This is a genomic window from Burkholderia sp. BCC1999 (assembly GCF_905339975.1).
Taxonomy (GTDB): domain Bacteria; phylum Pseudomonadota; class Gammaproteobacteria; order Burkholderiales; family Burkholderiaceae; genus Burkholderia.
Window position 1 is genome coordinate 43991 of sequence record NZ_CAJPHP010000012.1, and the last position, 24689, is coordinate 68679.

Below are 24689 nucleotides of genomic sequence, written 5' to 3' on the forward strand. Positions count from 1 at the left end.
CGGTAAATCCGGCCCGTCAGACGTGACGGCCGGAGAAGAACGTCTCGCGCAGCGTGCGCATCCACAGCGGCTGCGCGTCGGCCAGCGCCAGACGGCGCTGCCGCGCGAAGCCATGCCGCGCGAGATGGTCGGCAACCCGCGCGTGGCCGGCCGGAACGGCACAGCCGACCGCTTCGGTACGCGGGTCGTCGAGAAACAGGTAATGCACGACGGACGGCAGCCATCCGGCCACGCGATGCGAGCCGCGCCAGCGCGACTCGCCGACCAGCATCCGCAGCCCGCGGTCGTAGTCGCGCGCCGCGACGTGCGGCGCGAGCGCGTCTTCCTTCAGCCACACCGCCTCGAAGTACGCGAACGGTTCGCCGTCGAAGCAGCCGACGAGCGGCGTCACGTGCGGATCGGCGTCGGGGGCTGCACCTGGCGCGCGTTCCGTGCCGCGTTGCGCAGGCTGCGCGCCCGGCCAGCCGTCGCGCACGCGCGGTTCGTCGAACCAGCGCGCGAGCCGTTCGGTGTCCTCCGCCGGCTGCCATCCGCGCAACGTGAAGCGCACGCCGAGCGCCGGCAGGTCGCGTGCGTAGACCTCGCCGCGCGGTGCGGGCGGCCGGCGCGGGTGACGCCGGCCGTCGGTGAGCATCGGCAGCGTCGCGCACGGCAGATGCGCGCCGACGAGCCACAGGTCGGCCTGTTGCGCCCAGCCGTCGCGCATGCAGCGGCCGCCGTCGGCGAGCACGCCGCTCGCGCGCAGCGCATCGAGTGCGACCGCCGGCCACGCGGCCGGGTCGAGCCGGATCGCCGCGTGGCGTGCGCTGTCCGAAAACGCCGCGGCCAGCGCCGCCAGCAGCGCACGGCGCTGGTCGGCCGGCGCCGCGCGATGGTTGTAAGCGACGAGGCGCAGCGCGCCGTCGTCGCCGAGTTGCGCGCGCAGCAATTGCGCGCCGATGCCGTCGCCCTGCGCGACACGGATCTCCGTGCCGTCGCGCACCGCGAACAGACCGTCCGCGAACGCGAGGCGGTAGGTATCGAGCATCGTGAAGCCGTCCGGACGCACTTCAGCCAGCATGGCGCGCCTCCTGTCCTGTTTCCGCTCGTGCATCGAGTCGTGCGCCGAGCGCCGCGAGCGTCGGCGACGCGAATACGTCGGCGACCGTCAGCGCGTGACCGGCACGACCGGCTGCGTCGACGAAGCGCACGATGTCGAACGACGTCGCGCCGGCTTCGAACAGGTCCGCATCGGGCTCGGGCGCGGCCGTCGCGAACGTGTCGGACCACAAGCCCGCGAGCGCGACCGCCGCATGCGACGACGGTGCGTGGCCCCGTGCCTCCGTGCTTGCATGTGCGCTGGACGCGGCGTGCGCGGCGGCACGTGCGTCCGGCACGCCGAGCGCCGCTTCCGACGCGCCGGCGAAGCGGGCAACTTCATCGTGATAGACATCGACGAGCGCATCGACGAAACCGCGGTCGAGCAGTTCGTCGGCATACGAAAACGCAGCGCTCACGCGCCCGTCCGGATGCTCGACGACATCCAGCTCGAGCGTGAACACCACGCGATGGCGCACGTCGTCGAATTCTGCAAGCGACAGGCCAGCCCAGTCGCGCGCGGCCGCACCGGTCGGACGCAGGTAGTTGAACATCACCTGGAACAGCGGATTGGCCTGTGCGGCACGCGGTACGCGCAGCGCGGCGACGACGTCGGCGAACGGCACGTCGGCATGTGCATACGCGGCGAGCGCGGTGTCGCGCACCTGCGCGAGCACGTCAGAGCGGCGATCGGCCGGGTCGATCCGCGTGCGCACGACGACCGAGTTGATGAAGAGACCGAGCGCCTCGCGGGCCGCGTCGCCGGCAAGCTCCCGCGTCGACGCAAGCACGCCGACCGGCTGGTCGGCCGCGCCCGTCGTGCGGAACAGCGCGGTATTGAGCGCCGCGTGCAGCAGCATCGGCAACGTGGCGTGCGCGGCCGATGCTGCGTCGCGTGCGGCGCGGATCAGGTGCGTGTCGAATTCGAACGCGATGCGGGCGGCTCGCCATTGCGGGTTGGCCGGCGCGCCCGCACGCTGCGGCAGCACGCGCGACGGCAGATCGGCCAGCGCATCTTGCCAATACGCGACTCGGGCAGGATGGCCGGACGCCGGCAGCACCAGCGGCAGGGCCGGTTGGGCGGTTTCCAGCGCCGGCACTGCGTTGCCTTGCACGCGGGCGACGTAGCGTGCGCGCACCGCGTCGAACCACAGATCGATCGATTCGCCATCCGACACGATGTGATGGATCGTCACCGACAGCACGTGGTCGTCCGCCGCGAGCCGCAGCACGCGGGCGCGCCACAGCGGCGTGTCGGCCGCGAGGTCGAACGACGTCAGTGCGTCCTCGTCGGTCAGCGCGGCGGCTCGGGCAAGCGCATCGGCTTGAGCCGACAGGTCGATCACCGGCAGTTCGACAGCAACGTCCGCATCGATCCGCTGGCCCGGCAGCGCGCCGTCGCGTGCAACGAGTCGCGCACGCAGCGCCGGATGCACGGCCGCGACATCCGAGAACGCCGCGCGCAGTGCATCGACGTCGAGCGGGCCACGCACACGCAGCTCGACCGGAATGTTGTACGCGGCGCTGTCCGGCTGCGCGCGCCAAAGGAACCACAGCCCGAGCTGCGCGGGCGACAGCGGCCACACGCCATGTGCGTCGGGCCTGGCCACCGCGACGCCCGGCGCCGCGGCGCCGGCATGCACCGCGCGCGGCGCATCGGCCACCTGCAGCGCGTATTGCGCCAGCACGGGGGCCTCGAACAGCGCGCGCACCGGCACGTCGCGGCCGAGTCGTTCGGCCACGCGCGTCGCGACGCGTACGGCGGCAAGCGAATGTCCGCCGAGATCGAAGAAGTGATCGCCACGGCCGACGCGCTCGAGGTTCAGCACGTAGCACCAGATCGCCGCGAGCGCGGCTTCGTCGCCGTCGCGCGGCGCCTCGTACGCACGTTCGACGCGCACCGGCGCAGGCAGCCGCGCGCGGTCGACCTTGCTGTTCGCGTTGCGCGGCAGCGCGTCGAGCACGATCAGTTGCGCCGGCACCATGTAATCGGGCAGCGTGCGGCGCAGGTGTGCGTCGAGCGTCGCGGCTTCGACCGGCTGCGCGGTGGCCTGTGCATCGGCGGTCAGTTCGACATACGCGACGAGCTGCGCGAGCGCACCCTGCCCGTGCACGACCGCGCACGCTTCGCGCACGGCGTCGTGCGCGGCCAGCTGCGCTTCGATCTCGCCAAGCTCGATGCGCAGCCCGCGCAGCTTCACCTGGTGATCGACGCGGCCGATGAAATCGAATACGCCGTCCGCGCGGCGGCGCACGAGATCACCGGTGCGGTACAGCCGCGCGCCCGGCGCACCGTACGGGTCGGGCACGAAGCGCTCGGCCGTCAGCGCCGGACGGTCGAGATAGCCGCGCGCGACGCCGACGCCCTCGCCGCCCAGATACAGTTCGCCGATCACGCCGACCGGCAGCGGATGCAGCCGCTCGTCGAGCACGTGCGCGGTGCGCGCGCCGACCAGCGTGCCGATCGGCAGATACGCGGCGTCGCCGAGGGTCGCGAGATCGTCGCCGGGCCGGAACATCCACAGCGTCGGCGTGATGACCGTCTCGGTCGGGCCGTAGCCGTTGACCACGCGCACGTTCGGCAGCGCGCGGCGCAGCATCGCGAACGCTTCGCGCGACGTCGCCTCGCCGCCGACGGTCAGCGAACGCAGCGTCGGCGGTGCGCCGTGCGCGAGCGCCCATTCGGCGAGTTGTGCGGCGCAGCCGGGCGGCACGTAGGTCATCGTCACGCCGTCGCGGACCATCATCGCGCAGGTCTGCGCGGGCGGCCACAGCACGTCGGCCGTCACCGACACGGCGGCGCCCGACATGTACTGCGAAAACCAGCCTTCGTGCGCACCGTCGAAGTTGACCGACTGGAACAGCAGGAACACGTCGCCCTCACCCGCGCCGTAACGTTCGGCGATCGCCGCGCAATGCAGCGCGAACGACGCATGGTCGACGATCACGCCCTTCGGCTTGCCGGTCGAGCCCGATGTGTAGATCGCGTAGGCCGCGTGGCCCGGCAGCACGTCCGGCAGCGCGACGTGCGCGGCTTCGTCGAGTGCATCGACTTCATCGGCACGCCACACGCGCAGCGCCGGCATTTCGGGCAGCGACGCGGCGCTCTTGCCGTCGGTCAGCACGTGCGCGATGTTCGCGTCGCCGACGATCTGCGCGAGCCGTTCGCGCGGATGCGCGGGATCGAGCGGCACGAACGCGGCGCCCGACTTCAGCACCGCGATCAGCGCAACGAGCAGGTCGACCGAGCGTTGCAGTGCGACGCCGACGCGCATCTCGGGCCGTACGCCGGTCGCGACCAGATGGCGCGCCAGGCGCGCCGCACGCGTGTCGACCTCACCGCGCGTCAGCGCGCGGTCGATATCGGCGACGCCGCGTGCATCGGGCCGCGCTTGCGCATGTGAAGCGATACGTGCATGCACGGGGACGAAGGGTTCTGCGTCGGCCACCCCTGCCGGTGCGTTCCACGCAAAGAGCTGCGCGCGTTCGTCGGCCGGCAGCCAGTCGAGATCGCCGACCGGCATGTCGGGGCGTGCAAGCGCATCGCCGAGCAGCGTGACGAAGCGCGCGGCCAGACGCGCGATCGCGTCGGCGTCGAACAAATCGAGTGCATAGATGAATGCCGCATCGAACGTGCCGTCTGGCGTCGCCTCGACGGACAGCGTCAAATCGAATTTCGCGGACGGCGTGCCGGACGGCAGCAACGCGGCCGCCGCCGCGCCGAGCGCCGGCAGCGCACGGCGCTCGCCATACGCGGCCATCACCTGGAATAGCGGATGGTGGCTCGCGCTGCGCGGCACGCCGAGCGCATCGACCACCTGTTCGAACGGCACATCCTGATGCATCTGCGCGTCGACGAGTGCGCGCTGCGTGCGCGCGACCAGCGACGAGAAATCGCCGTGCGCGGGCACGTCGACGTCGATCGCCAGCGTATTGACGAAGAAGCCGATCAGGCCGGCTACTTCCGCGCGTTCGCGGTTTGCGGCCGGCACGCCGACGCAGATCCGTGCGTCGCCGGTCGCGCGTGCCAGCAGCGCATCGAGCGCGGCGAGCAGCACGGCGAACGGCGTCGCGCCCGATGCAGCGGCAAAGGCACGCAGTTGCGCGCCGACGCGCGCGTCGAGCGAAAACACATGGCGCGCACCGCGCGCGCTGCGGCGCGCCGGCCTTGCGGTCGCGCCCGGCAGCGTCAGCACGCCGCGCTGTGGATCGAGCCGTTCGCGCCAGAACGCGAGCTGGCGATCGCGCTCGCCGGCATCGAGCCAGCGGCGCTGCCACAGCGCGTAGTCGGCGTACTGGATCGGCAGCGGCGCGAGCGGCACCGGCCGGTCGGACGCATACGCACGATAGAACGCCGCGAGCTCTTCCAGCATCACGCCCGACGACCAGCCATCCGACACGATGTGATGCACGGTCAGCGCGAGCCAGTGATGCGTCGCGTCGAAGCGCACCAGGTGCGCACGCACGAGCGGCGCCGCGCCGAGATCGAACGGCTCGGCTTCGTCGGCCGTCGCGACGGCTTCCGCGCGCGCCACGCGCTGTGCGTCCGGCAGCGCTTCGAGATCGGTTTCGCGCCACGGGCAGCGCAGCGGTGCGTGGATCGTTTGCGCGACACCGTCCTGCGCTTCGTCGAAGGTCGTGCGCAGGGCTTCATGACGGGCGATCAGCGCATCGCATGCGAGCCGCAGCGCGTGCGCGTCGAGCGGGCCCGTCAGCGCCAGACGCTCGGTGATGTGATACGCGTCGGGCGCATCGATCAGCCGCGCGTGCAGCCATAGCCGCGTCTGCGCGAACGACGCCGGCACGCGTTCGCTGCGCGGCGTGCGCGGCGGGATCGGCAGCACGCGGAAGTCGATGCCGGCCGCGCCGAGCTTGTCGATGAAGACCGCGCGCTGCGCGTCGGGCAATTGCGCGAAACGCGTCGCGAGCGCGAGCCAGTCGGGTTGAACCTTCGTCATCCGTCGTCCTTATTGGGTTTCCAGTTCGCCGAGCAGCGCGTCGATCGCGCTTGCCGCATCGGTCTCGCCGCGTGCCGCGCAAGCCGCGTCGATTGCTTCCGCGCAGCGCGCCAGCGTGCGCGTGTCGAACAGCGTGCGTAGCGGCAGCGCGAGCCCCCAGTGCAGGTTGGCCTGCGCATGGGCCTGCGTCGCGAGCAGCGAGTGACCGCCGAGCAGGAAGAAATCGCCGTCGCGGCCGATCGCGTCCACGTGCAGCACGCGCTGCCAGATCTCCGCAAGCGTGCGCTCGGTATCGGTCGCGAGTTCGACGGCTTCGGCCGTTGCGCGCACCGGCGCCGGCAGCGCATGGCGGTCGCACTTGCCGTTCGGCGTGACGGGCAACGCGTCGAGCTCGATCAGTTGCGACGGCACCATGTACGCCGGCAGTTGCGCGCGCAGTGCGTCGAGCAGCGCCGCGTGATCGAGCGGACCGGTGTCGCCACGGGCGACGTAGCCGATCAGTTGCTCGTCGCGCACGATCACGACCGCATCGTTCACGCCGGGCGCCGCGCGCAGCAGCGCTTCGATTTCACCCGGTTCGATCCGCTGGCCGCGCAGCTTCACCTGCGTGTCGACGCGGCCGAGGTAGTCGAGCGCGCCGTCGGGGCGCCGGCGCGCGAGGTCGCCGGTGCGGTACATGCGCGCGCCCGGCACGAACGGATCGGGTACGAAGCGATCGGCGGTCAGCGCCGGACGGCCGAGGTAGCCGCGCGCCAGGCCCGCGCCCGCGAGATACAGTTCGCCGGTCGCACCGGCCGGCACCGGCTGCCAGGCCGCATCGAGCACGTGCAGTTGCAGGTTCGCGATCGGGTGACCGATCGGCACCGCGACCGCGTGCGCATCGTCAGGGCCGCAGGTCCAGTGCGACACGTCGATCGCGGCTTCGGTCGGCCCGTACAGGTTCACGAGCGTTGCATTCGGCAGCAGCCGCGCCATCTTCGCGACGAGTTCGGGGGCGAGCGCCTCGCCGCTCGCGACGATCAGGCGCACGGTGTCGCATTGCGCGGCGGCCGAGAAGTCGTCGAGATGCGCGGCGAACGCGGCCAGCATCGACGGCACGAAATGCAGCACCGTCACGCCGTGCGCATGGATCGCGGCAGCGAGACGCGCCGGGTCGCGATGGTCGCCGGGCGCGGCGATCGCGAGCTTCGCGCCGATCGCCAGCGGCCACACGAACTCCCAGACCGACACGTCGAAGCCGAACGGCGTCTTGTGCAGCACGACGTCGTCTCGCGTCAGCCGGTATGCGTGTTGCATCCACGCGATCCGATTCGCGAGTGCGCCGTGCGTGTTGCCGGCGCCCTTCGGCTTGCCGGTCGAGCCGGACGTATAGATCAGGTAGGCGAGCCGTGCGTCGTCGATCGTCGCGGCTTCGCCTGCGGGCAGATCGTCGACTTCATCGGCAAGCAGGTCCGCCACCGTCAGCAACTGCGTGTCGGCGCCCTCGCCCAGCGCGGCCTCGACCTGCTCGCGCAGATGGGCCTGCGTGATCGCGACGGCCGGCCGCGCGTCGCGCAGCAGGTAGGCGATGCGCTCGGCCGGATAGTCGGGATCGACCGGCAGGTACGCGGCACCGGCCTTCAGCACGCCGACGAGCGCCATCACCATGTCGAACGAACGCTCGACGCACAGCGCGACAGGAGTGTCGGGCTGCACGCCACGCCGGCGCAGCGCGGCCGCGATGCGCGACGTCGCTGCATCGAGTTCGCGATAGGTCGCGCGATGCACGCCACCGTGTACGTCCGCGTATTCGAGTGCGATCGCGTCGGGCGTATCCCGTGCCGCGTCGGCGAATTGCAGGTGCAGCGGCTGACGTTGCGACGCTGGCCACGCGTGCACCGTATCCTGGGCGAGCGCAAGCGCGTCGCGGGTGGCGTCGTCGGCAATCGACAGCGTGCCGAGCAGCGCGTCCGGCGTACGGGCCAGTGCATCGAGCACACTGGCAAACGCACGGTGCCAGGTCTCGACCTGCCGCGCATCGACGCGTGCGGTGTCGTAACCGTAGTCGATCGCCAGTTCGGCGCCGCTCTCGATCACGAGCGTCAGCGCGAAATCGGTCGACTCGATGCTGCGTACGCCGCTCAATGCCAGCGCACGCGGATCGGCGTCGCGCGCCGTGTCGTCGACCGGGTAGTTCTCGAACACGACCAGCGTATCGAACAGTGCGCCGCCCGCACCGCGCGCCCAGCGCTGGATGTCGGCAAGCGGCGTGTGGGCATGCTCGGCGGCGGCCGCGTTCTCGCGTTGCAGCGTCTGCAGCCAGTCGGCCGCGCGTTGCTGCGGCGCCGGTGCGGTGATGACCGGCAGCGTGTTGATGAACAGGCCGAGCACCGAGTCGACGTCCGCGAGCGCGTCGGGACGACCCGCGACGGTCGCGCCGAACGCGACGGCCGGCTGGTGCGTCATCCGCTGCAGCGCGAGCGCCCATGCGCCCTGCACCAGCGTGTTGACGGTCAGCTTCAGCGTACGCGCCGTCTGCGCGACACGCGTCATCGTGTCCGCATCGAGCGTCGCGCGCCACGTGACCATCTCGGTATCCGCCCGATCGGCCGTTCGTTCCGCGATCAGCGTCGGTGCATCCAGGCGGGCAAGACGCTCGATCCAGAAACGTTCGTCGGCGTCGCGGTCGCGCGTGCCGAGCCATGCGATGAAATCGCGGTAGCGCAACGCCGGACGGCTCGCGAACGGCGACACGGCGTCCGGGTCGCGATAGTCGCGCAGCACGTCGGCGAGCAGGCGTGCGGTGCTCCAGCCGTCAAGCAGCACGTGATGGCGCGTCCACACGACGCGCCATGCGTCGGCCGACACGCGGATCAACGTGAGCCGCATCAGCGGCGGCTCGCGCCAGTCGAAGCCGCGCGCGCGGTCGGCGGCAAGCCAGGCGTCGAAATCGGCGTCGAGCGTGTCGCCGCGCTCGCGCCAGTCGAGCTGCTCGACCGGCATCCGCGCGTGACGGTGCACGCACTGCAGCGGCGCGGCTTCGTCCGGCATCACGCTCGTGCGCAGGATGTCGTGACGCGAAACGGACGCGTCGAACGCGGCCGCGAGCCGGCCGGCGTCAAGCGCGGTCGCGGTTGCGACGAGCTGGTTCACGTAGCTCGCGTGGCCCGGCGCGAACAGCGCATGGAACAGGATGCCCTGCTGCATCGGCGACAGCGGATACACGTCGTCGATCGCTCGCCAGTCGAGCGGCGTGCGCTCGATCGCGGCCTGCGTGAGACCGGCGGCCTGTGCCAGCGGGAAATCGCCCGGCGTCGCACCGGCGCCGCGGTGTGCAATGCGCGACGCGCACGCTTCAACGAGTTCGCGCAGCGCCGCCGCGAAGCGTTCGGCAAACGCGTCGATCGTCGCGCGCTCGAATTGCGGCGCGCCGTAGACCCAGTGCACCTTCAGCATGCGCGCGCCGTCGCGGTCCGTATCGAGGTACGCGTGGATCGCCAGCGTATTGCCGAGCGGGCCTTGCGGATCGCGTTCGACGCCGGTGCCGCCGAAGCGCGGCACGAGCGTGGCGTCGCGCGGCGCGTCGAACTGGCCGAGATAGTTGAACGTGACGTGCGGGCGCGGCACGGCGGCCAGCGCCGCGCGCGTCGCCGCATCGCCGTAGTGTGCGAGCACGCCGAAGCCGAGCCCTTTGTGCGGCACCGCGCGCAGCGTGTCCTTGACGGCGCACAACGTGTCGCGCGCTGTCGCCGCGACCGGCAGCGTCACCGGGTAATGGCTCGTCAACCAGCCGATCGTACGGCTCGCGTCCGCGTCGTCGAACAGCGCTTCGCGGCCATGCCCTTCCAGCTCGACGCGGCACGATGCGGCGTTGCGAGCGCCGGCCAGTGCCAGCGCGAGCGCCGCGCCCAGCAGTTCGATCGTCTGCGTGCGGTAGGCGGCATGCGCATCGGTCAGCACCGTGCGGGTCAATGCCGCGTCGATCGTCTGCACGACGACGGCCGCATCGGCGTTCGTCGCCGCTGCGCCGGGATGATCACGTACGACGTCGTCGCCCTGCGCCATGCCGGCCCAGTATGCGGTTTCGGTTGCGAACGGCGATCCCGGTTCCGTCGCGGCACGCGCGAGCCGTGCGGCCCATGCGTCGGCACGCAGACCCGGCTGCGACAGGCGGATCGGCGAACGGTCGCAAGCGGCGCGGTAGGCCGTGTCGAGGTCGTCGAGCAGGATGCGCCACGACACGCCGTCGACGACCGCGTGGTGAATCGCGAGATAAAGCTGCGTCGAACCGTCCGGCAGCCGTGCCGCACACGCGCAGGCGAGCGGCCCGCGGCCGAGGTCGAGACGGCGCTGCAGCGCGTCGAAGCGTGCGAGTGCGTCGGCTTCGTCGTGTGCGGCGACTTCGACGAACGGCAGCGCATCGTACGGCTTCGCGGCATCGCTCGCGTGCCACGTGCCGTCCGCGCCGCGCGCGAAGCGCTGGCGGAATGCGTCGTGATGCGTCAGCAGCGCGTCGAAGGCGCGCGCGAATGCGTCGGCATCGAACGAACCGCGCGCGTCGAATGCAACCGACTGGTTCCAGTGACCGGGGTGCGGGATATCGAGCGCGAAGAAGCGTTGCTGCGCGGGCGTCAGGATCGGTGCGGCAGCCGGCGTCGCGGCTGCCGTTGCGGCCACGCTCGCAGGCGGCACGGCGGCGGCCGTGTCATCCGTCTTCGCGATGCGCGCGAGTTCGGCGACTGTCGGGCCGTCGAACAACTGCTTCGGCGTGAAGCGCACGCCACGCTTGCGCGCGCGGGCGATCACCTGCAGCACGAGGATCGAATCGCCACCGAGTTCGAAGAAGTTGTCGTCACGGCCGACGTGCGGCGCCTTCAGCACGGCCTGCCAGACTTCGGCAAGCACGGTTTCGACCGCGCCCTGCGGTGCGTCGCCGGACGCGGCCGCAACCGGTGCGGCAGCCAGTTCGCGCAATGCCGCGCGATCGATCTTGCCGTTTGCCGTCACCGGCAAGCGAGCCAGCGCGACGAACTGCGCCGGCACCATGTAGTCGGGGAGCTTCTCGGCAAGCGCCGCCCGCACGGCGGCCTCGTCGAAGTTCGCGCCGTCGCGCATCACGACGAACGTCGCGAGCCGCAGGCGGCCGTCGTGTTCGATGGCAAGCGTTTCGGCCTGCGCGACCGGGCCGGCTGCACGCACCGCCGCACTTACCTCCCCCGGTTCGACGCGGTAGCCGCGGATCTTCACCTGGTCGTCGATGCGGCCGAGGAATGCGAGACGTCCGTCCGCGCGCAACCGCACGCGGTCGCCCGTGCGATACAGCCGCGCACCGCGCGTGAACGGATCGGGGACGAAGCGCTCGGCGGTTTGCGCCGGGCGGCCGAAATAACCGCGCGCGACGCCCGGCCCGCCCAGATACAGCTCGCCCGTCGACCCGGCCGGCACGCACGCGCCGAATGCGTCGAGCACGAGCGCGCGCGCATTCGGCAGCGGCTGGCCGAGCGGCACGCCGCTCGCGGGATCGCGTGCATCGGCGGCAATCGACGCCGTGTCGCAGGCGATCGCACCGACCGTCGCTTCGGTCGGCCCGTAATGGTTGATCACGCGGCAGGCCGGTGCGAGCGCGGCCAGGCGCGCGACGAGTGCCCACGTGAGCGTTTCGCCGCCCGTCACGAGCGCATGGCGCGGCAGCACGTCGGCCGGCACGCGCGCGTCGAGCAGCGCTTGCAGGTGACTCGGCACGATCTTCAGCACGCCGACTTCCCGGCGGCGCATCTCGTCGGCGAACAGGTCCGGATCGAACGCGCAGGCGGCCGGCAGCAGGTGCAGCGTGCGGCCCGCGCACAGCGCGCCGAACAGCGTCGTGTGGCCGAGGTCGGCCGCGACGGTCGAGACCATCGCGAACGATGCGTCGGGTGCGAACGCGAGTTCGTCGAGCATCCCCTGCACGTAGTCGGCCAGTGCGCCGTGCGACACGACGACGCCCTTCGGCGTGCCGGTCGAACCCGACGTATAGATCAGGTACGCGCCCTGTTCCGGGTGCGGCGCGACACGCACGCCGGCCGCGTGGGCGAGCGTCGCATCCTGCGCGAGCGTGTCGACGTCGAGCGGCTGCGTGTCGATACCGGCCGGCCACGCGGCCGTGTCCGCGACGAGCGCCCAGCGTGCACCGCAGTCGGCCGCCGCGGCACCGAGACGTGCGGCCGGCTGCGCGGGATCGAGCAGCACGGCGAGCGCGCCGGCCTTCAGCGCCCCAAGCAGGCCGACGACGAAACGTGCCGACCGTTCGATGCAGACGATCACGGCCGCTTCGGCAGCCACGCCGCGCTGCGTCAGTGCGCGTGCGACGCGGTTCGTCGCGTCGTCGAGTTCGGCGAACGTCAGCGACGTCGATGCGTCGGAAAGCGCGACGCGATGCGGGTAGGAAGCTGCCTGCCGCGCGAACGCCGCGACGATGTCGGCGTGTTCGATGCGCAGCGCGCGTCCGTCGCGCGGCTGGCGCGATGCGGCCGATGCGTCGCACGGCAGCGTGGCCGTCGTGTGTTGCGGATCGTGCGCGGCTGCGCCGACGAGCGCCGCATAGCTGTCGAGCCATGCACGCGCGGTGTCGGCGTCGATGCAGTCGGTTGCATAAGCAGCGACCAGTTCGATGCCGTTCGCATCGTCGGTGAAATCCAGTGCGAAGTCGAAGCGCGCGGCGAGATCGGGCCCCGGCGTCGCGACCGCCGTGGCGCCCGGCAGCACGCTGTCGTGCCGCGCGTCGAACTGCTGCGCGAACTTCACGCGCAGCCATTCGTCGCCGCGCTTGACCGGCGGCTTCACCGCATCGACGACGCGCTCGAACGGCACGTCCTGGTGTGCGACCGCGTCGAGCGCCGCCGTACGCGCCGCGTCGACGAGCGCGCGGAACGGCAAGGTGGGCGCCACTTGCACGCGCAGCGCAACCGTATTCAGGAACAGACCCAGCAGCGCACGCGTTTCGGGATGCTGACGATGCGCGACCGGAACCGCGACGACGACATCCGTTGCGCCGGTCAGGCGCGACAGCCACGCGTCGAGCGCGGCCAGCAGCACCGTGAAGACGGTGGCCTGTGCGTCGCGTGCGAGTTGCCGCACATCGGCCGCCACCGCGTCGGGCAGACGCACCGACACGCGTGCGCCCCGCAGCGTGCGCACGGCGCCCGGCTGGCGATCGACCGGCAGCGCGAGCGGGCCCGGCACGTCGCGCAATGTGCCGCGCCAGTAGTCGAGCTGGCGTGCGCCCTCGCCGCCGGCCAGCATGTCGCGCTGCCAGTCGGCGTAATCGGCATACTGGATCGGCAGATCGGGCAGCGACGGTTCGCGGCCCTCGGCATACGCACCGTACGCGGCCGACAGTTCGTCGAACGCGCAGCGCGAGCTCCAGCCGTCGGTGATCGCGTGATGCGCGGTCAGCAGCAGGCGATGACGATCGTCGGCGAGCGCGACGAGCGTCGCGCGCAGCAGCGGGCCGCGCGCGAGGTCGAACGGTTCGGCCGCGTCGCGCTCGGCGAGGCGCGTGGCTTGCGCGTCGCGGGCAGCGGGCGGCTGGTCTCGCAGGTCGATATCGGCGATCGACACCGGCAGATGCGCATGAATCCGCTGCATCACGACGCCGTCGTCGTTGTCGACGAGCGTCGTGCGCCACGCTTCGTGACGCCCGATCACGTGATCGAGCGCGCGCTGCAGCGCGTCGCGGTCGAGTGCGCCGTCGATCGTCCACTGCGCGGCGATGTGATACGCGGCGCTCGCGTCACGCGTTTGCGCGAGCACCCAGAAGCGTTGCTGCGCAAGCGAGGCCGCACGGTCGACATGCGGTGCGGCCGATACAGCCGCATCGGCCGGTGCGCGGCGTGCGGAAATCGTGGCCAGCGGCTCGCCGGTCTCGCGTTCCGCACCATCGACCTGCTCGGCCAGTTCGGCCAGCGCCGGATCGGCGAACAACGTGTCGAGCCGCAGGTTCACACGCACGGTCGCCCGGATCGCGGCCTGCACCTGCATGACCGCGAGCGAATCGGCGCCCAGCGCGAAGAACCGGTCGTCTCGCGACGGGATGACGTCGAGGCCCAGCAGCGTTTGCCAGAGGCCGGCGATCTGCAGTTCGGTCGGCGTACGCGGCGCATCGCCGGTACCTTGCGTCGTGTCGCGGGCAGCGGCAATCCGTTCGCGCAGCGCAGCACGGTCGATCTTGCCGTTCAACGTATACGGCAACGCGTCGCAGCGCACGAACCGGTGCGGTTGCCACGCAGCCGGCAATTGCGCCGCCACGTGCGCCTTCAGCGCTGCATCGTCGACCGCCGCGCGCAGCGCGACGCATGCGATCAGCCGCGTCGGCCCGTTGCCGGTTTCGGCAACCACGGCCGCGTCGGCCACGGCCGGATGCGAACGCAGGCATGCGGCGATTTCCGCAGGCTCCACACGCACGCCGCGCACCTGAACCTGATCGTCGAGGCGGCCGAGGTAGTCGAATGCGCCATCGTCGCGCAGCCGTGCAAGGTCGCCGGTGCGATAGACGCGCGCGCCGGGTTCGCCATCCGCGTCGGGAATAAAACGTTCGGCGGTCAAGGCCGGGCGGCCGTGATAACCGCGTGCGACGCAGTCGCCGCCGAGCAGCAGCTCGCCTACGCCATCGGCCTCGGCGCCGTCGACACGCGCGACGCGCGGGCCGATCACGCGGCCGATCGGCAACGATGCATATGCGTCGTCCGCGGCCAGCACGGGCGTCTCGCCCGGTTCGACCGGCCACAGCATCGGCGAGATCACGGCCTCGGTCGGCCCGTAGCCGTTGATCAGCCATACCGACGGAAACGTGCCGCGCACGAATTCGAATGCCTGTTGCGGCAGCGCCTCACCGCCGAATGCGAGCACGCGCAGCGCCGGCGGCACGCCGTCGCGCGCGGCGACGGCCGCGAATTCACGCAGGTAGGCAGGCGGGAACGCGGCGACGTTGACCGACTCGCGCACGAGCAGCGCATGCGCGGCGTCCGGCGCGAACGGTTGCGGCGGCGCCACGACGATGCTGGCGCCGACGGCGAGCGGCGCGAGCCAGCATTCGTGCGCGGCATCGAAATTGACCGACGCGAAATGCAGCAGGCGGTCGCCGGCCTCGATCGGCAGCGCGGCCGCGAGCGCGGCGCAATGTGCGGCAAGCGGCCCGTGCTCGACGACCACCGCCTTCGGCGTGCCGGTCGAGCCCGACGTATAGATCATGTAGGCGGCCGAACGCGGATGGACCGGCACCGCTTCGTCGTCGGCGCCGGGAGCCGGGCTGTCCACGGCTTCGGTTGCGGGGTCGAACGCGTGTTCGAACGGCGTGCCGAGCGCTGCACGGCCGGCGGCATCGACGATGCCGTGGCGCAGTTGCGCATCCTGGACGATCCAGTCGAGGCGCGCGGCCGGATGGCGCGGATCGAGCGGCACGAACACGCCGCCCGCCTTCAACACGGCCAGCAGCGCGACGAACAGTTCGCACGAACGCTCGACACACACGCCGACCCGCACTTCCGCGCCGACGCCGGCTGCGCGCAGCCGCCGGGCCAGGTGCGACGCTCGTGCGTCGAGTGCGCCGCGCGACAGGCGCAGGTCATGCTGGAAAGGGACCGCGATGGCGGGTGCGTCGGGCGCGATGCGCGCCAGTTCGCGGATTCGGTGATGCAGCGCAGTCGGGAAACTCGTCATGTGCGTGAAGTCCTTCGGTCCGGCCGCTTCGGCCAAGTCTCGGGGCCGCTTGGGGCGGCTTCACTGGTGTGACGAACGACGCGGCCGATTTTTTACCGTTTTGTGCGCAAAGTGCGTGCGGCCGCATTTTTTTGACGGTGCTGCTAAATATTTGCGCGGCCCGTTCGTCTATCAGGGAGGAAAGCCGCAACGGGGCTCCGCCTCGCCCGCTGCTTTCGCGTCAGATTTGCCGTTTCCGCGTTTTTTGCCTGCCTTCCCTTTACCGACGTTGCCGATGACAGCCGCCCACGAGCCTTCTTCCCCGCCGTCCCTCGACGCTTCCCCCGGCCGCCCCGCTGCGCGCCTGATCCTTGCACTGCTGCGCGAAAGCCGCGTGTCGCTCACGCTTGCGCTCACTGCATGCGTACTGAACGGCGTCGCGAGCGTGCTGCTCGTCGCGACGCTGAACCGCGCGCTGTCGCAACCGGGCGCGGCCGATGCGTCGCTCGCGTGGCGCTTTGCACTGTGCGCGGTGATCGCGCTCGTCACGCGGATCGTGTCGGGCACGTTGTTCGCCCGCCTGTCGCAGGACACGATGGCGCGGTTGCGCGTGCATCTGGCGCGGCGCGTCGGCGCGGCCGAGCTGCGCGACATCGAGCGGATCGGCGCGGCGCCCGTTCAGTCGGTGCTGACCGACGACGCGACCAACGTGTCGATGCTGTTCTTTGCGCTGCCGAACCTGGTCATGCACGGCTCGATCGTGTTCGGCTGCCTCGGCTATCTCGCGTGGCTGTCGTGGCCCGTGTGCCTGCTGGCGCTGGCCGCGATCATCGCCGGCTCGCTCGGCTACCACACCGGCGACCGCCGCGCGATCGCGTCGCTCGAGGCGGCCGGCCAGGCGCAGGACCGCCTGTTCGGCTATCTGGGCTCGCTGTTCTCCGGCGCGAAGGAGCTGAAGCTGCACGATGCACGCGCCCGCCAGTTCGTCGACGGCCAGCTGGGCGCCGCGATCGGCGAAGTGCGCGACCACCGCCGCCGCGCGTTCAGCGCGTATGCGGTCGGGGTCGGCTGGATCATCTTCCTGTTCTACGTGTTCCTCGGCGTCGCGTCGTTCTGGCCGCAGCTCGGCGTGCATGCCGACCCGGCCGCGGCCGCCGGCTACGTCGTCGTGTTCCTGTTCATGCTCGTGCCGCTCGACGGCCTGTTGAACAACCTGCCGACCGTCAATGCCGCACGCGTGTCGCTCAAGCGGATCGAAGACGTGATGGCCGAATTCGGCGCGCTGCGCACGGTGCCGCCCGCGGCCGATGCGCCCGACGTGCCGCCGGCCGGCGCCGTCACGCTGCGCGGCGTCACGCACGCGTACTTCCACGAACGCGACGAGCGGATGTTCAGCATCGGGCCGATCGACCTGACGATCAAGCCGGGCGAGCTCGTGTTCATCGTCGGCGGCAACGGCAGCGGCAAGACGACGCTCGCGAAGGTGCTGACGGGGCTCTACGAGCCGGAGGAAGGCACGATCGAGGTCGACGGCCGCATGATCGGCTGGCGCGAACGTGCCGCGTACCGGCAGCGCTTCAGCGCGGTATTCAACGATTTCCACCTGTTCGATGCGCTGCTCGGCATCGTCGACCCCGACGCTCCGTCCCGCGCACAGGCCGATGCCCGCGCGAACGCGCTCGTCGCGAAGCTCGCGCTCGACCACAAGGTGAAAGTGGTCGACGGCGCGTTCTCGACGCGCGCGCTGTCGACCGGGCAGCGCAAGCGGCTCGCGCTCGTCGTCGCCTATCTGGAAGACCGGCCGTTCTACCTGTTCGACGAATGGGCGGCCGACCAGGACCCGTCGTTCAAGGCCGTGTTCTACGAACAGCTGCTGCCCGAGCTGCGCGCGCGCGGCAAGGCCGTGATCGTGATCACGCACGACGACCGCTACTTCGATCTCGCCGACCGGCTGCTGAAGCTCGACAACGGGCGCATCGTCAGCGACACGATGCCTGCGCGCCTGCGTGCGCAGGATGGCGTCGATGCGCTGAGCGCTTAAGAAACAGTCGAAAAAATCGCCGACGCGCTGCAATGGCAGTGCGTCGGCGATTTGCATTTCGGAAGGGAATATTGCCGATGCGTGGCGCCCCAGTCACGCCGGCCACGTCGATTGCGACACCCTGCCCGTCACGTCTTGCTCACGGCCGGCAGCTTCAGCATCGTGTCGGTCATCACGTCGGCCAGTTTCAGCGCCGACATCGGCCCGCCGAACCCCCAGATATTGCGTTCGATCAGCGCGATCCGGTGTTCCTTCATCGCGGGGACGAAACGCCACACCGGCGAATCGAGTTTCGCGGACAGCGGCACGTCCAGCCCCGATGCGGTCACGAACATCACGGCCAGGTCGCGCTGCCGGAGCAGATCGGCCGATGTCACGTACAGCGTGCCTTCCCGCGTCGGCTTCTGCGGCCACGGATCGAGCCCGAGCGCACGCGCGAGGCCAGCGGACGTGCTGTTGCCCGTATAGGCCCAGTAACGATCGGGCAAGCCGAGATCCTGCAGCAGCGCGACGCGCTCGCCTTTTCTGCCCGCGGCCGCGAGCCGCGCCGCATTGCGCGCGATGCCCGCATCGAGTTGCGCATCGACCGCCTGCGCACGCGCATCGCGCCCCGTGACCGCGCCGATCGTCCGGAAGATCTGCCGCATCCAGTCGAGCTGCGTGACGGGGATACCGCCGTCGGACACGTTCGGGCTGAACTGGAACAGGATCGTCGGCGCGATCCGGTCGAGCGCCGCGAAGATCGGCGCATGGCGGAAGCCGACGCCGATGATGAGATCGGGCTTGACCGCCGCGATCGCCTCGAGCCCCGGCTCCTGTCGCGAGCCGATGTCGGTCACGTGCGCGAGCCGTTCGCTCTGGTAGCCGAGCCAGCCCGGATAGAACGCCGTATCGGCCATCCCGACCGGCACGATGTCGAGCGCGATCACGCTCTCCGCGAACATGAAGTCGAGCGCGACCACGCGCTGCGGCCGCACGGGCATCGTCGCGCTCGCCTGCGACACGACGGGATTGCCGGCCAGCGACACCGCGCCCGGTGCACGCACGCCCTGCGCGCGATGTGCATCGAGGGTCGCGGCAACCGCGCCGGACGATGCGCCGAGCGCACCGCAGCACGCGGCGCCGAATGCCGCCGCAAGCGCGCCGAGCGCATGCCGGCGGCCGGCGTGCATCACCGGATCGCGTCCTGCTCGGCCAGCGCCGCGTCGTCCATCGTCAGTAGCAGGGGGCAGCTTCCACACAGTTGCGTTTCTCCAGGAATTTCATAGCGCAGGCAGCACACGCGACGCGCGCGAAACGGCGTCGGCAGCAGCGCCGAGCGCGGCACGGCGTCGCGCACGGGCATCCGCAGCGGATTCGGTTCGCCGCGTACGCAGGCTGAACCGAACAGCCAGTCCGCGTCGCGGACGGGATCGGCCGCGTACGGCAGCGCACGATACGTGGCGAGCAGATAGTCGAGCAGATTGCCTGCGTTGCTCCACAGCACGCGCGGCGTGACGCGGCCCATCGCCGCGAGCAGGTCGATCACCGCGCCGAGATGCGCGATGAGCGGTGCATAGCGCGGCGCCGGATCGTCGCACGGCGCGCCGAGCGCGTCCGGCGCGAAATACAGCGCGGCAGGCATGCCGTCGTCGAGCGCAACGAACGTACGCTCCGGGTTCATGTCGAGCGGCCGGCCGAGCGTCAGCGCGGCAACGACACCCGCCGGCGCCGCGCGGCCGAAATAGTATTTGCTCCATTGCGACATCAGCGCGCGCGCATGCTGCGCGGGATCGCCGCCGTAGTGGTCGACCATCGCGCCGAGCACCGCGTCGCGATGCGCGGGCAATGCGCTGACGGGTACGACGATACGGCCCGGCATGTGGGCATCGTCGGGCATGCCGAGCCAGACGACGTCGAGATGGTCGGCGAACGGTTCCGGCGCGAACGCCGCAAAGCGCGTGGCGCGCGTGCCGTCGAGCGCCGGGGTCATCGCCCTGCGCGCCGCGCGCGGCGCCCCTCGAGAATCAAAAGGCCGAGCAGATACGGCGCGCCGATCAGCGCGGTCAGCACGCCCGCCGGCACTTCGCGCGGCGCAACGACCGTGCGCGCCGCGAGATCCGCGATACCAAGGATCAGCGCGCCGCACGCAGCCGCGAGCCACAGCCGCGTGCGATGCCGGCGCGCGCCGAGCATCGTCGCGACGTGCGGCGCCATCAGTCCGATAAAGCCGACCGGCCCGACCGCCGCGACGGCCGCACAGGCGGCGAGCGTCGCGATCGTCAGCGCGAGCGGCCGCAGCACGGCCACCGGCAGACCGAGCGCGGCCGCCTGGTCGTCGCCGAGCGCGAGCATGTCGAGCGGCTTCGCGAGCCATGCGAACACGGGCACCGCGAGCACGCACCACGGCAGCAGCATCGACACCTCGCCCCAGCTGCGGCCATAGGTACCGCCGACGAGCCACACGACGAAGCGCGCGGGCTGCACGCTTTCCTGCGTGATCAACCATTGCGCGAGCGTGGTCCACAGCGCGCCGATCACGATGCCCGTCAGCGCGACCGCGAGCGGTGCATAGCGATGCCGGTGATTCAGCGCGAGCGTGATCGCGAGCGACAGGCCGCCCCCGATCAACGCGGCGGCCGCAAGCGTCACATGGCCCATCAGCGGCCACGTCGACAACGCGAACAGCGTGACGAGCCCCGCGCCCTGCGTGACGCCGAGCACTTCGGGGCCCGCGAGCGGATTGCGCACGACGCTTTGCATCGCGACGCCGCTGACGGCGAGCAGCGCACCCGCGAGCAGCGCGCACAGCAGGCGCGGCATGCGCAGGTCGATCAGCATCCGCGCGAGCGCGTCCTGGCCCGACAACGCGGCCGACCAGCGCGCGGGCGACAACCACTCGGGGCCGGCCGACACGCCGACCCACACCACGAGTGCGCCGACCACGACGAACAGCGCCGTGCGCAGCGGCCAGCCGAGCCGTTCGAGCCAGCCGACGAGCCGCGTCGAACCGCCACCCGCCGCGCGTTCTGCATCCGCATGCAGCACGCCCGACCATGCGGCGCCGCGCCGGATCATCGCGAGCATCAACGGTGTGCCGACCAGCGCGATCGCGACGCCGGTCGACAGCGTCGCGTCGAGGCCCGACGCGAGCACCGCGCTGTCGGTGACGAGCACGAGCGCGCCGCCGGTGAGCGCCGACAACGGCACCAGCACGCCGAGCCGTGCCGCACGCGCCCCGCGTACCTGGCGCAGCAGGTTCGGCGCGACGAGGCCGACATACGACAGCGGGCCCGCGATGCTGACGGCCACACTGGTGAACGCAACCGCGACGATCGTCGCGGCGAGCCGCGTCGCGTCGACGCGCACGCCGGCTGCTGCCGCCGCGTCGTCGCCGAGCGTGAGCGGATTCAGCGGCCGGATCACGAACGGCAGCGCGATGAGCGGCACGACGAGCCAGCGCGCGGCGAGCGCGAGGCCCGTGGCGCCAGGCTGGTACAAGCTGCCGTTGGTCCACAGCGCGGCGCCCGCGATGTTCTGTTCGAAGAACGCGAGCACGAGCGTCGACAGCGCGGCGAACAGCAGCATGCACACGCTGCCCGCGAGCACGAGCCGCAGCGGCGTCGCACGCCAGCCGCCGGCCGCGACGATCGCGCACGCGGCGGCGGCCAGCCCGCACACGAACAGCAGCGGCACCGTCGCGACGCCGGCCAGCGCCGGCACGAGCATCGCCGCGAGCAGGCCGAGCTGGGCGCCGCCCGTCACGCCGAGCAAGTCGGGCGACGCGAGCGGATTGCGCGTGAGCGACTGGAACAGCGCGCCCGCGACGCCGAGGCAACCGCCCGCGACGAGCGCGGCCGCGACGCGCGGCAGGTTGAGGTCGAACAGGAACACGTGCGCGAGCGACGCGGCATCGCTGCCGGGCACCGCGCTCCACCACACGCGCAGGTCGGGCGCGACGCGCAGCGCCGCGAGTATCGCGATCAACGCGGCGAGGCCGAACGCGATCGCGCCGGCCCGCCCCGTGGACGCACCCTTCCCCGTCGCCGCGAGGCGCTTGCGCATCGCGAACGTGGTCATACGGCGAGATCCCGGTCGAAGACGCCGGCCGCCTGCGGCGCGCCGTCGGTTGTCGGGCCGTAGGCCGGCACGCACATCGGCGCGCCCGTCTGCGGATGCGCCAGCTTCAGCATCTCGACGCCGAACGCCGCGCGCAGCCGCGCCGGATCGAGCATCGCGTCGGGCGTGCCCTGCGCGACGAGACGGCCCGCGCGCATCAGCACGATTTCGTCGCTGTATGCGGCCGCCTGGTTCATGTCGTGCAGCACCCACACGATCGTCAGCCCGCGCGTGCGGTTCAGCGTGCGCAGTGCGTCGAGGATGTCGAGCTGGTGATGAATGTCGAGATAGGTCGTCGGTTCGTCGAGCAACACGATCGGCGCCTGCTGCGCGAGCGCCATCGCGATCCACGCGCGCTGGCGTTCGCCGCCCGACAGCGCGCCGACGTCGCGCTCCGCATCGGCGGCGAGGCCGCTCGTGTCGAGCGCCTCGTCGATCGCCGCATGGTCGGCCCGCGACAGGCCGCGCAGGAAGCCGCCGTACGCATAGCGCCCGTAGGCGACGAGTTCGCGCACCGTCAGGCCCGATGGAATCTGGTTGAACTGCGCGAGCATCGTCAGCTCGCGCGCGAGCGCGCGACGGCGAAACGCCGCGAGCGGCTGCCCGTTCACTTCGACATGGCCGGCACGCGCGGGCTGCAGGCCCGCAAGCGTGCGCAGCAGCGTGCTCTTGCCGCAGCCGTTCGGTCCGCACAGCGCGGTTACGCGGCCGGCCGCGATCGACAGGTCCAGCCCGTCGATCACGACATGGTCGCGATATCCTACCGACAGCCCGCGCGCGGCAAGCGCGGCGGTACTACGCGTCATCAATCCTCCGTTCGGCCGCGCGGGACCGTATAACTCTGCGCCATCGCGACGACGACCTTGCGCGCCCCTTCGAACGGGTCGCGCGCATGCGCGGTCAGCATGTTGTCGAGCATCAGCACGTCGCCCGTGCGCCACGGAAACACGATGCGCTGCTGGTCGAGCACGCCGCGGATCTCCGCGAGCGCATCGGCCTCGAGCGGTTCACCGTCGCCGTAGTACACGTTGCGCGGCACGTTCTCGAGCCCGACCGCGTCGACGAGCGCTTCCTGCATGTCGTCGTCGAGCGCCGACAGGTGAAACAGGTTCGCCTGGTTGAACCACACGCGGTCGCCGGTGCGCGGATGGCGTGCGACGGCCTGGCAGCGTTCGCGCGTGCGCAGCAGCAGCTCGCCGTCATCGTCGGTGCGCCATGCGCATTCGATGCCGCGCGCCGCGCACATCCGTTCGACCTCGGCCGGTTCGGCGGTGCCGAACGACTGCTGCCACGGCAGGTCGAGCCCCTGCCCGAAATTGCGCACGTACAGCAGCTCGCGCTTCTCGAAACGCGCGACGAGCGCCGGATCGAGCGCGCGATACACGGCGCGGCTGTCCGCGATCGGCGTCGCCCCGCCCTTCGGCGCGGCGAGCGCGCAGTGGAACCAGATCCGCAGCGGCCATTCGCGCGTGTACGACTGCTCGTTGTGCAGCGGAATCGCGCGGTGCGGCGGATATTCGGTCGACGTGTAGACGGCGCCCTCGACCTGGCTGCGCGGCGTCGACGCGTATTCATAGCCGATCAGCGGATCGCCGAACGATGCCGCGAACTGCTGGAACGCATCGATCGACGGCACGTGAAAGCCCGTGAACAGTACGCCGCCCGCGCGTTCGAGCGTGTCGGCCGCGATCTCGCGCGCCAGCGGCACGATGTCATCGATCGACAGGCTGTCGCTGCCGCGCGGCGACACGACGGTGGGCAGCCCCGGCTCGATACGCAGGTCGTCGAGCGTCGGCAACGAAAGCAGGGTCATGCAACGTCCTCTTCAGGTGGCGCGCCGCACACGCGGCGCAGCAGGTCACGATGCGCGCGACGCGCGCTCGCCGTCCATGGCGCGGCGCAGGCTCGCGGGGCGCATGTCGGTCCAGACTGTCTCGATGTGCGCGAGACAGTCCGCCTTCGGGCCGCTCACGCCGACCTCGCGCCAGCCGGCCGGCACGGGCCGGAACGTCGGCCAGATCGAGTACTGTTCTTCGTCGTTGATGACGACCGTGTAGACGAGATCGTCGGTGTCGGCGGAAGGCGTCGGGGCTTGCGTCATGATCGGAAATCGCTGAGACGGTTGAAGGAGGCGAAGCGGCGGTTTCGGCCGCTTCTGTCTGATAGACGATTGGCCGGCGCGTTTTTTTACCGCCGCCGCGCGCGGCCGCCCAGGAACACAGGGCACGCGACGCCACGCTGGCATGCGTCGAGGCATTCCGCGCAGTGACGCTCCGCGTCGCGCACCATGAAATGCACGAGCGTCTGCGACACGTTCAGCGCGCGCGCCGCGGTCTGCAGCGTTTCCTCGCGCAGCCGCACCATCTCGAAGGCCGCGCGGCTGCGCGCCGGCAGGTCCTCGAGCGCCGCCCACACGCGCCGCAGCGTATCGCGCGTCATCAGCGCGGCTTCCGGTGTCGGCTCGGGCGACGGCACGTCGAAGCCGTCGTCCTCTTCCGTGTGATAGACGTTCTCGAGGCTTTGCCGGCGGCATGCGTCGATCGACGCATTGCGCACCATCCGCGTCACGTACGCGACCGGCTGGCGCACCGCGTCCTGGTTCGGGAATTCGACGAGCTTCACGAAGACGTCGTGCACGACGTCCTCGGCGCGGCTCGCGCAGCCGACGAAGCCGCGCGCGACATTGACGAGCATCGAACGATGCGAGATCAGCACGTCGAGCAGCGCACCCTGCGCGCGGGGCTCCGCGGCACCGCGCGCCCGTGGCGCGGCGCGCGGCGGCAGGTCCGGATAACTGCCGAGGAACGGGTTCGCCGCTGCTGCCGCCGGTCGGTCGAGCACTTCCGCCATGGCCATCGATC

General features: G+C 71.2%; 11 protein-coding genes. 1 reads left to right on the top strand and 10 read right to left on the bottom strand.

What is annotated here, in order from left to right:
• Window positions 1-16: 16 nt before the first annotated feature.
• The 3 genes from U5809_RS18775 to U5809_RS18785 are packed head-to-tail and all read right to left on the bottom strand — an operon-like array spanning window position 17 to window position 15710.
• A complete protein-coding gene (locus U5809_RS18775) occupies window positions 17-1060 on the bottom strand; it encodes a GNAT family N-acetyltransferase (RefSeq protein WP_322087661.1) in 1044 nt (347 codons plus the stop codon).
• A complete protein-coding gene (locus U5809_RS18780; RefSeq protein ID WP_322087662.1) occupies window positions 1050-6035 on the bottom strand; it encodes a non-ribosomal peptide synthetase in 4986 nt (1661 codons plus the stop codon). The genes U5809_RS18775 and U5809_RS18780 overlap by 11 nt, the downstream gene beginning before the upstream one ends.
• A 9-nt stretch (window positions 6036-6044) precedes the next feature.
• The gene (locus U5809_RS18785) at window positions 6045-15710 is read right to left on the bottom strand and encodes a non-ribosomal peptide synthetase (protein WP_322087663.1); all 9666 of its coding nucleotides are present in this window, start codon (window positions 15708-15710) and stop codon (window positions 6045-6047) included.
• Window positions 15711-15984: 274 nt separating this feature from the next.
• On the opposite strand from U5809_RS18785, the gene U5809_RS18790 reads away from it, so the two are divergent.
• Entirely contained in the window at window positions 15985-17730 is a 1746-nt protein-coding gene (locus U5809_RS18790; protein ID WP_322087664.1) for a cyclic peptide export ABC transporter, read from the top strand.
• Between the two features lie 128 nt (window positions 17731-17858).
• Here U5809_RS18790 and U5809_RS18795 read toward each other — a convergent pair whose 3' ends face one another.
• From U5809_RS18795 to U5809_RS18825, 7 genes are all read right to left on the bottom strand, one after another.
• Window positions 17859-18905, bottom strand: coding sequence for an iron-siderophore ABC transporter substrate-binding protein (locus tag U5809_RS18795; protein WP_322087665.1), 1047 nt, complete (start codon window positions 18903-18905; stop codon window positions 17859-17861).
• Complete coding sequence (gene fhuF / locus U5809_RS18800; RefSeq protein WP_322087666.1) at window positions 18902-19702, bottom strand: siderophore-iron reductase FhuF; 801 nt, start codon at window positions 19700-19702, stop codon at window positions 18902-18904. The genes U5809_RS18795 and fhuF overlap by 4 nt, the downstream gene beginning before the upstream one ends.
• Complete coding sequence (gene fhuB, locus U5809_RS18805; protein WP_322087667.1) at window positions 19699-21789, bottom strand: Fe(3+)-hydroxamate ABC transporter permease FhuB; 2091 nt, start codon at window positions 21787-21789, stop codon at window positions 19699-19701. Before fhuB ends, fhuF begins: the two co-directional genes overlap by 4 nt.
• Window positions 21786-22634: an ABC transporter ATP-binding protein gene (locus U5809_RS18810; RefSeq protein WP_322087668.1), complete on the bottom strand. Its 849-nt coding sequence runs from the start codon at window positions 22632-22634 to the stop codon at window positions 21786-21788. The genes fhuB and U5809_RS18810 overlap by 4 nt, the downstream gene beginning before the upstream one ends.
• Window positions 22634-23641, bottom strand: coding sequence for a TauD/TfdA family dioxygenase (locus tag U5809_RS18815; RefSeq protein WP_322087669.1), 1008 nt, complete (start codon window positions 23639-23641; stop codon window positions 22634-22636). The genes U5809_RS18810 and U5809_RS18815 overlap by 1 nt, the downstream gene beginning before the upstream one ends.
• Before the next feature lie 45 nt (window positions 23642-23686).
• Window positions 23687-23929: an MbtH family protein gene (locus U5809_RS18820; protein WP_039358664.1), complete on the bottom strand. Its 243-nt coding sequence runs from the start codon at window positions 23927-23929 to the stop codon at window positions 23687-23689.
• Between the two features lie 86 nt (window positions 23930-24015).
• A complete protein-coding gene (locus tag U5809_RS18825; protein WP_322087670.1) occupies window positions 24016-24684 on the bottom strand; it encodes an RNA polymerase factor sigma-70 in 669 nt (222 codons plus the stop codon).
• Window positions 24685-24689 lie beyond the last annotated feature (5 nt).